We start from the raw sequence: 7,499 nt of genomic DNA on the forward strand, positions 1-7,499 counted from the left end.
CGTCGCCGTCGGGCTCTCCGGGCTGCTCGCCGGCGTGGCGGGGTGCGGCTCGGACAAGGCGCCGGGGGGCGGGGGCGGGGGCGGCCGCATCACCCTGCCGGCGCCGAGCCTGGACGCGCTGATCGGCAACGCGCCGCTGCACGTCGCCATGGCCGCCGGCTACTTCTCCGCCTCGCACCAGGACGTGCTGCTCGCCGACGTGCTCGGCACCGACGTGATCCGCACCGTGCAGACCCAGACCATCGTGGGCGTGGCCGGGGCCCTGCCGTCGATCGTGGCCTTCACCAAGGGCGTCAAGGACCTGGAGATCATCGCGCCCGTCTACTCGGCCGCGCAGACCACGTTCATCGCCCCGGCGGACTCGCCCATCGACTCCGTCACCGACCTGAAGCCGGGCATGAAGATCGGCGCGGCGATCGCGGCGACGCCTCCCACGTACTTCAGCCAGTTGCTGGTGCGCAAGGCGGGTCTCGAACCCGACAAGGACGTGCGGATCCTCACGCTCGGCCGCGCGCCGGACGCGTGGACCGCGGCCAAGAAGGGCCTGGTCGACGTCGCCTGGTCGAACCCGCCGTTCGACACCCGGCTGATCGCCTCCGGTGAGGCGAAGCTGGTGGCCGCGGCGGCCGACCTGGTGCCCGCCTGGCTCGACACCGCGATGGTCACCACCAAGGCCAAGGCGTTGAGCAGCCGCGCCGCGATCGACGCCGTACGGCAGGCGGTCGCCAAGGCGCAGGTCCTGCTCCGCGAGGACCCTGAGCAGGCCGCCGCGGCATGGGCCAAGAACGCGAAGCTGGACGTGGAGATCGCGCGCAAGGCTCTCGAAGCCGTCCCGGCGGGGGCGTGGGCGACCGGCGTCGCGACCGAGGGCCTGAAAGCCGTCGCCGCGGCCGGCGCGTCCATGAAGCTCGTCGCGGCGGGCGTGGACTTCGGCGCGATGCTCTCCGACGACTTCCCGGGCGGCAGCCGATGACCGCGTGGGACAGGGACCCGGCCGCGCGCGGGGACGTCGTCGTCGACGAGGTCAGGATGACCTACGTCAGCGAGGGGCGCACCACCGTCGCGATCGAGAACGCCTCCGGAACGGTCCGGAAGGGGCGCTTCGTCTCGATCATCGGCCCCAGCGGCTGCGGGAAGAGCACTCTGCTCGACATCGTCGCCGGCCTGACGCGGCCGACGTCCGGCCAGGTGCGGATCGGCGGCGAGTCCGTGACCTCGCCCCGCCGCGACTTCCCGATGGTCTTCCAGGACGACTCCACCCTGCACTGGCGCACCGTGCTCGACAACGTCGCCCTCGGGCTGGAGATCGCCGGCGTCCCCAAGGCCGAGCGGCGCGCCCGGGCCCGCGACATCCTCGGCGTCGTCGGGCTCCGCGGCTTCGAGCACCACCGGCCGCGCCAGCTCTCGGGCGGCATGCGCCAGCGCGTCGCGATCGCCCGCGCCCTCGTCATGGAACCGGCGATGCTGCTCATGGACGAGCCCTTCGGCGCCCTGGACCAGCAGACCCGCACCCTGGTCGGCATCGAGCTGCTGCGCATCTGGGAGGAGACCCGCACGAGCGTCCTGTTCGTCACGCACGACATCCGCGAGGCGGTCACCCTGTCGGACGAGGTGTGGGTGATGTCGCGGCGGCCCTCGACCATCCTGGACGTGGTCCACGTCGACCTGCCCCGGCCCCGCGACACGGACGTGCTGCGCAGCGCCCAGTTCGAGGGGTACGTGGGCGTCCTGTGGGACCTGATCCAGGCGGAGGTCGCCTCGGCGATGCGCGAGCAGGAGCGCGCGGCGTCATGAGCGTGCTGGACCTTGGAGGCATCCGGATGTCGATCCGCCCGGCGCTCGGCCGGATGCCCGCGTGGGCGACCCGTGTCGTGGTGGTGGCCGCCCTGCTCACCGCCTGGCACCTGGCCGTGGCCGGCGGCCTCGTGAGCTCGCTGACCGTGCCCGCTCCGCTCGACTGCCTGCGCCGCCTGCCCGGCATCCTGGGCACCGCGGCCTTCTGGTCCGACGCGGCCCGTTCGCTGCGGACCACCGTCGAGGCGTTCGCGGCGGCGGCGGCGATCGGCGTCCTCGCCGGGGCACTGCTGACCAGGCTCCCGGTCGTGGCGCGGATCCTGGAGCCGTACATCGTGGGGGCCTACGCCGTCCCCGTCGTGGTCTTCTACCCGACCTTCCTGGTCGTGTTCGGGCTGGGCACGGCGCCGATCGTGCTCACCGCGTTCCTGATGGCCGTGGTGCCCGTCCTCATGACCACGATGGTCGCGCTCTCGGAGCTGCGGCCGACCCACCGCAAGCTGGCCCGCTCGCTCGCGTGCACCCGATGGCAGGCGTTCCGCTCCATCCTGCTGCCGTCGGCGCTCCCGCTCCTGCTGCCCGGTCTCAAGCTCGGCTTCGTGTACGCCATGGCGGCCACGGTGGGCGTCGAGTTCATCGTCGCCGACGCCGGTCTGGGCTTCCGGATCGGCGAGCTCTACCGCAACTTCGAGACCGTCGACATGTACGTCCACATCCTCGCGATGATCGCGGTTGCGGCCGGTTTCAACAGCCTGTTCAACCTGCTCGAACGTGTCATCCGGAAGGACCTCGCATGAGCATCCACGCCGTCCCGGCCCGGTCGTTCGTCACAGCCGGGCGGATCGCCGTGCCCGTGCTGCTCGTCGCCGGATGGGCGGCCGCCGCCGCGCTCACCCCGGAGGTGGCGACCGTCGGGGCCTCGCTGAGCGCGGTCGCGGGCGCGTGGGCCGACGGCACGCTCCGGCCCGACGTCGCGGACACCCTGCAGGCCGTGATCGCCGGGTTCGCGCTGTCGGCCGTCATGGGCATCCCGTTCGGCGTGTGGGCGGCCCGCCGGACCTACACCTACCAGGTCGTCGAGCCGCTGTTCAGCAGCACCGCGGCGGTCCCGCGCATCGTGCTGCTGCCGATCTTCCTGTCGCTGTTCGGCATCACCGTGAACGCGAAGATCGCGATCGCGGTGTCGGCGGCGATCGTGCCGATCGTGCTCACCTCGATGGCGGGCACCCGCACCGTGAATCCGACGCTGATCAAGCTGGGGCGCTCGCTGGAGATGTCGCGCTGGACCCTGTTGCGCCGCGTGATCGTGCCCGCCGCGCTCGCCTCGATCATGTCGGGGCTGCGGATCGGGTTCAGTCTCGCGCTGCTCGCGGTCATCCTTTCCGAGTTCGTCGCCGCGACCAGCGGCATCGGGCTGCGCATCCAGTCGGCGTACTCGCTGCAGCAACTGCCGCTGATGTACGGCCTGGTCGTGCTCGTGGTGCTCGTCGGACTCGCCGGCAACCTCGGGATCTGGTTCCTCGAACGGCGCGCCGCGCGCTGACAGGCACGAACGCGGTGCCGCACCGGATGGCGCGGCACCGCGTTCGCGGGGTCCAGGGCGCAGGGATCCCGTGTCACCGTTCCGAGTGCAGGCCCATCATGCCCGCGGCGATGTCCTCGGGGAGCATCCAGTCGCCCGGAGGGCGCGGCCCCCAGTTGTAGAGCCCCTGGGAGCCCTCGAAGACCTCCGGCGTCCACTCCACGCCCTCGACGATGCAGTCGAGATCGGAGTAGTACTCCGAGAAGTTGCCGGCGGGGTCACGCAGGTACCAGAACATGTTGGAACCGATGTGATGCCGGCCCAGCCCCCAGGCGTGGCGCTCCGGGTGGCTCTCCAGCATCGCGGTGGCCCCGCGTCCGATCTCGTCCACGTCGGCGACCTCCCAGGCGGTGTGGTGCAGATACTGCACCGGCGCCTTGGCCACCAGCAGGTTGTGGTGGTCGGTCGAGCAGCGCAGGAACGACGCCTCGCCGCGGATGCTGTCGCTCAGCTTGAAGCCGACGCCCCGCATGAAGAACCGCTGGCTGGCCTCCTGGTCCACGGAACCGACCACCACGTGACCGAGCTTGCGCGGCCGGACGTCGTGATCCCGCTCCACGGCGGGGGAGCGGCGGTTGTGAGGGCGCGGTCCGGCGGCGGGGGCGGGGGCGTCGGGGATGCGGTCCGCGATCCGTACGATGACGCCGATCGCCGTGCCGGGATCGGTGGCCCGGAGCTCCCCCGGGGCGCGCGTGGTCTCGACGCCGAGCCCGCGCAGCTGGTGTCCGATGCGGTCGAGGTCGTCCTCGTCGTCCACGCCGACCGCCAGGGCCAGGAGCCGGCGGCGGTCGGAGTGCGTCACGCGGAGCTGCGGGCCGCCGTCCTGTGTCCGCAGGTAGCCCTCTCCGGAGGGCCGCAGACCGAACTGGCGGTAGAACTCCCGCGTGGCGGCGACGTCCGGGACGCCCATGGTGATGCCCACAAGCCTGTGAAGACTCATCGCTGTCCTCTCTGTGCCTCCCACCAGCCTACTATCGTTGTCGAACAACAGCAATGAGAATCGATTCTGCGTCCACTGTCGTTTACTGGCCAAGAAGCGATTTACTGGTATGGTTGTCGTATGGCTCGACGGGGCACATCGAAGACTCTCAGCGGCGACGTCTACACCCAGCTGCGCGACGCCATCCTCCGCGGCCAGGTGCGCCCAGGTGAGCGGCTCAAACCGACCGACCTGCGCGAGGAGTACGACGTCAGCATCTCCGTCGTCCGCGAGGTCCTCACCCGGCTCGCCGAACAGCGGCTCGTGGTCGCGGAGCCCAACCAGGGCTTCTCCGTGGCCCCGCTCTCCCGGACGCACCTCGACGAGCTGGTCGACGCCCGCTGCGCGATCGAGGGGCTGGCGATCCGCAGGTCCGTCGAGCGAGGCGACGTGGAGTGGGAGTCGAGGGTGCTCGCGGTCCATCACCGCCTCGAGCGGACCCCCGTGTGGCTGGGCGACGGTTCCGAGCGGGTCATCAACCCTGAGTGGGTGTCGGTGCACGCCGACTTCCACGCCACATTGCTTGAGGCGTGCGGAAACGACATCATGCGCGGCATCTGCGCCTCGCTGTTCGACATGGCCGAGCTCTACCGGCGCTGGAACGAGAGCGCCGGGTCCGCGCCGGCCCGCGACGTCCCCAAGGAGCACCGCGACCTGGCGGCGGCGGCCCTCGACCACGATGCCGAGCTCGCCGAGAAGCTGCTCGTCGAGCACATCCGGACCACGCGCGACATGGCGCTCGTGGGCATCCCGGCTCTCACCGAGGCGGCGGCGGCGGGCGAGCGGCCCGGCGCCGATCGCGCACCCGCCTGACTCGGCCGACCGCGCACCCGCCTGACTCGGCCGATCGCGCACCGGCCTGACTCGTCAGCGTCCCGCGTAGGCCGCGGCGACCTGGCGGAGCGCGGCCTCGACGTCACCGGCGTCGCGCAGCACCGAGTGGACGTAGTCGTCCGGTCGCACCAGGACCGCGGCCGGGGGACACCCGTCCGTGGTCAGCGCTTCGCGCCACGCGGCGTACACGCCTCCGACGTCCTCCACCCGCACCCCGTCGCCCATGTCGGCCAGAGGGAGGACCCGCACCGGCACCGGGCTCTCGTGGACGGCCGGCCACAGCCGGTGGTCATCCTCCCACACGACCAGCCGCCAGCCCCGCCCCAGCACGTCGTCGGCCAGCCCCTCGGCGTCGCCGAAGCGCACGGTGCCCTGCACGGACGGGCGCCCCGTCCGGGTGTCGTCGTGCCGCAGCGCTCCGGGGCCCAGGCGGGGGTGCGGAGGCGGCACGGTCTCGCCCCGCCGGGCGCGGTCCGACGTCATCCGCCGGTCGCGAAGGGCCGCCTCGTCCGGGTCGGTGACGCAGATGACGCCGCCCAGCATCATCGAGTACTCCACGAGGTCGCGCACATGCGGCGCCCGCTCCGTGCCGTACGTGTCGAGCAGCCCGTCGCCCGCCACCTCCGCGAGGACGGCGTCGAGCTTCCATGCCAGGTTGGCGGCGTCGCGCAGTCCCGAGCACATGCCCTGGCCGGCGAACGGCGGCATCTCGTGCGCGGCGTCCCCGGCGATGAGCACCCGCCCGGAGCGCCACCGGGCCGCCCAGCGGGCCTGGAAGCGGTAGACCGTGTGCCGTTCGATCTTGGCGTTGGAGTCGTCGATCCCCCAGGGGCCCAGCAACTCGACCGCCTTGCCCAGGGTGTTGAGCTCGGCCGGATCCTCCCCCGGCAGCACCATGAACTCCCACCTGCGCCGTCCGGGCCCGGAGGGCGTGACAGTGGTCGGCCGGGCCGGATCGCACAGCTGGAACGCCCGCGGGGTGAACGTCATCGGCGTGTGCGGCACGACGTCGATGATCAACCAGTCGAAGAAGAAGCCGAGGTCGGTGGTCTCGATGCCGGCCGCCCGTCGCACGAAGCTGTTCGCGCCGTCGCACCCGACGGCGTATCGCGCGGTCACCTCGACGCTCTCGCCACTGTGCGACGCGGTGGCGGTGAGACGGACGCCCTCCGCCTCCTGGACGATCCCCGTGACCTCCAGTCCGCGGCGGACCGTCACCGCCGGCAGGCCGGACACGAGGTGGTCGAGCGCGTCCTCCAGCTCGGGCTGGGAGAAGTGGTTGGCGGTGTGCCAGCCCGAATCCCCGCGGCCTCGCCAGTCGACCGCGAGCAGGACCTCCCCGCGGGCGTTGCGCCACTCGTAGAGGTCGTCGTACGGCTCCACGACGGGGGAGACGTCGCTCCGCAGGCCGACGTCCTGGAGCAGCCGGGCGATCTCGGCGTCGAAGTGGACCGCGCGCGGCAGCCGGAACGGGCTGGGCCAGCGCTCGGCGACGAACACCTTCCAGCCGCGGCGGCCGAGCAGGATGCTCAGCAACTGCCCGACCGGACCGTAGCCGACGACGGCCACATCGAACTGGGGAGTGTCGATGCCGGGCGGGTCGATGTCCGAGTCGATGTCCGAGTCGATGTCCGAGTCGATGTCCGGGGTGTCGAACCGGGGGGTGCCGGACTCGGGGGTCACGCGGTCCTCCTCGCGAGGTGGCGGGCTCCGACCGGGACGACGCTCCCCGCCGCGTCCGGGTCCAGGGCCGCCTCCCAGATGTGCTCGGCCGCCTGGGCGGGTGTCGCGAGGCCGCCGCTACGGGCCAGGTCGTCGAAGTAGCCTGCCAGGGGCAGGGAGGCGGGGTCCCCGGCCATGACGCCGCGCACCATCGGGGTGTCGACCGCGTGCGGCACGACGGCGATCACACGGCACCGGGCGCGGGGATCGGCTCGCTGCTCCGCCGCCACCACGCGCAGCCAGTGCTCGACCGCCGCCTTGGCCGCGCTGTACTGCGACAGGCCGGGGATCGTGTCGGTCGCCGCGGGGGACGAGCAGACGACCAGCGTGCCCGGCACCTCGCGCCGGGCGCACGCGGCCAGGAAGGCCTGGCCGAGCGCGATCGTCGAGCCGGCGTTGAGCAGGAACGCCTCGGTGTAGACGCCGGGGTCCGCCGACGCGGCGGGGCCGAGCGGCGCCGTGCTCCCGGCGAGGTGCAGGAAGTAGGCGTGCTCCACCGCGGCCTCCTCGGCGGCCTTCACCGTGGCCGCCCCGAGCCGCGCGTCCACGTCGGCCGCGACGCGGCGCCAGGCCGCCGGCTGGGAGAGG

General features: G+C 72.5%; 8 protein-coding genes. 5 read left to right on the plus strand and 3 right to left on the minus strand.

Annotated elements, in window-relative coordinates; all coding sequences use genetic code 11:
* The 4 genes from DQW85_RS09300 to DQW85_RS09315 form a co-directional block, all read left to right on the plus strand.
* Window positions 1-973 (plus strand): ABC transporter substrate-binding protein (locus tag DQW85_RS09300; RefSeq protein WP_162794858.1); only part of this gene is annotated, 973 nt, incomplete at its 5' end.
* Window positions 970-1,794 (plus strand): ABC transporter ATP-binding protein, encoded by an 825-nt coding sequence (locus DQW85_RS09305; RefSeq protein ID WP_113699962.1) that lies wholly within the window; start codon window positions 970-972, stop codon window positions 1,792-1,794. The genes DQW85_RS09300 and DQW85_RS09305, both read left to right, overlap by 4 nt.
* On the plus strand, window positions 1,791-2,591 hold the full coding sequence (locus DQW85_RS09310) for an ABC transporter permease (RefSeq protein WP_113699963.1): 801 nt from the start codon (window positions 1,791-1,793) through the stop codon (window positions 2,589-2,591). Before DQW85_RS09305 ends, DQW85_RS09310 begins: the two co-directional genes overlap by 4 nt.
* Window positions 2,588-3,337 carry an ABC transporter permease gene (locus tag DQW85_RS09315; protein WP_113699964.1) on the plus strand — a complete coding sequence of 250 codons (750 nt, stop codon included), beginning with the start codon at window positions 2,588-2,590 and terminating at the stop codon, window positions 3,335-3,337. The genes DQW85_RS09310 and DQW85_RS09315 overlap by 4 nt, the downstream gene beginning before the upstream one ends.
* Before the next feature lie 73 nt (window positions 3,338-3,410).
* On the opposite strand, the gene DQW85_RS09320 is transcribed toward DQW85_RS09315, so the two are convergent.
* A complete protein-coding gene (locus DQW85_RS09320) occupies window positions 3,411-4,316 on the minus strand; it encodes a VOC family protein (RefSeq protein WP_113699965.1) in 906 nt (301 codons plus the stop codon).
* Between the two features lie 120 nt (window positions 4,317-4,436).
* On the opposite strand from DQW85_RS09320, the gene DQW85_RS09325 reads away from it, so the two are divergent.
* Complete coding sequence (locus DQW85_RS09325) at window positions 4,437-5,168, plus strand: GntR family transcriptional regulator (protein WP_113699966.1); 732 nt, start codon at window positions 4,437-4,439, stop codon at window positions 5,166-5,168.
* A 54-nt stretch (window positions 5,169-5,222) separates the two neighbouring features.
* Here the strand turns inward: DQW85_RS09325 and mhpA are convergent, their stop codons facing one another.
* Together mhpA and DQW85_RS09335 are read right to left on the minus strand one after the other, a co-directional pair.
* Entirely contained in the window at window positions 5,223-6,872 is a 1,650-nt protein-coding gene (mhpA, locus tag DQW85_RS09330; RefSeq protein ID WP_205315001.1) for a bifunctional 3-(3-hydroxy-phenyl)propionate/3-hydroxycinnamic acid hydroxylase MhpA, read from the minus strand.
* The coding region (locus tag DQW85_RS09335; RefSeq protein ID WP_113699967.1) for an SDR family oxidoreductase at window positions 6,869-7,499 on the minus strand (631 nt) is incomplete at its 5' end. The genes mhpA and DQW85_RS09335, both read right to left, overlap by 4 nt.

It is taken from the genome of Nonomuraea lactucae, assembly GCF_003313395.1.
Taxonomy (GTDB): Bacteria; Actinomycetota; Actinomycetes; order Streptosporangiales; family Streptosporangiaceae; genus Nonomuraea; species Nonomuraea lactucae.

Bases quoted from the DNA above. Each gene is read 5' to 3' on its own strand.
- DQW85_RS09305 (WP_113699962.1), top strand. From the start codon at position 970: ATGACCGCGTGGGACAGGGACCCGGCCGCGCGCGGGGACGTCGTCGTC.
- DQW85_RS09310 (WP_113699963.1), top strand. From the start codon at position 1,791: ATGAGCGTGCTGGACCTTGGAGGCATCCGGATGTCGATCCGCCCGGCG.
- DQW85_RS09315 (WP_113699964.1), top strand. From the start codon at position 2,588: ATGAGCATCCACGCCGTCCCGGCCCGGTCGTTCGTCACAGCCGGGCGG.
- DQW85_RS09320 (WP_113699965.1), bottom strand. From the start codon at position 4,316: ATGAGTCTTCACAGGCTTGTGGGCATCACCATGGGCGTCCCGGACGTC.
- DQW85_RS09325 (WP_113699966.1), top strand. From the start codon at position 4,437: ATGGCTCGACGGGGCACATCGAAGACTCTCAGCGGCGACGTCTACACC.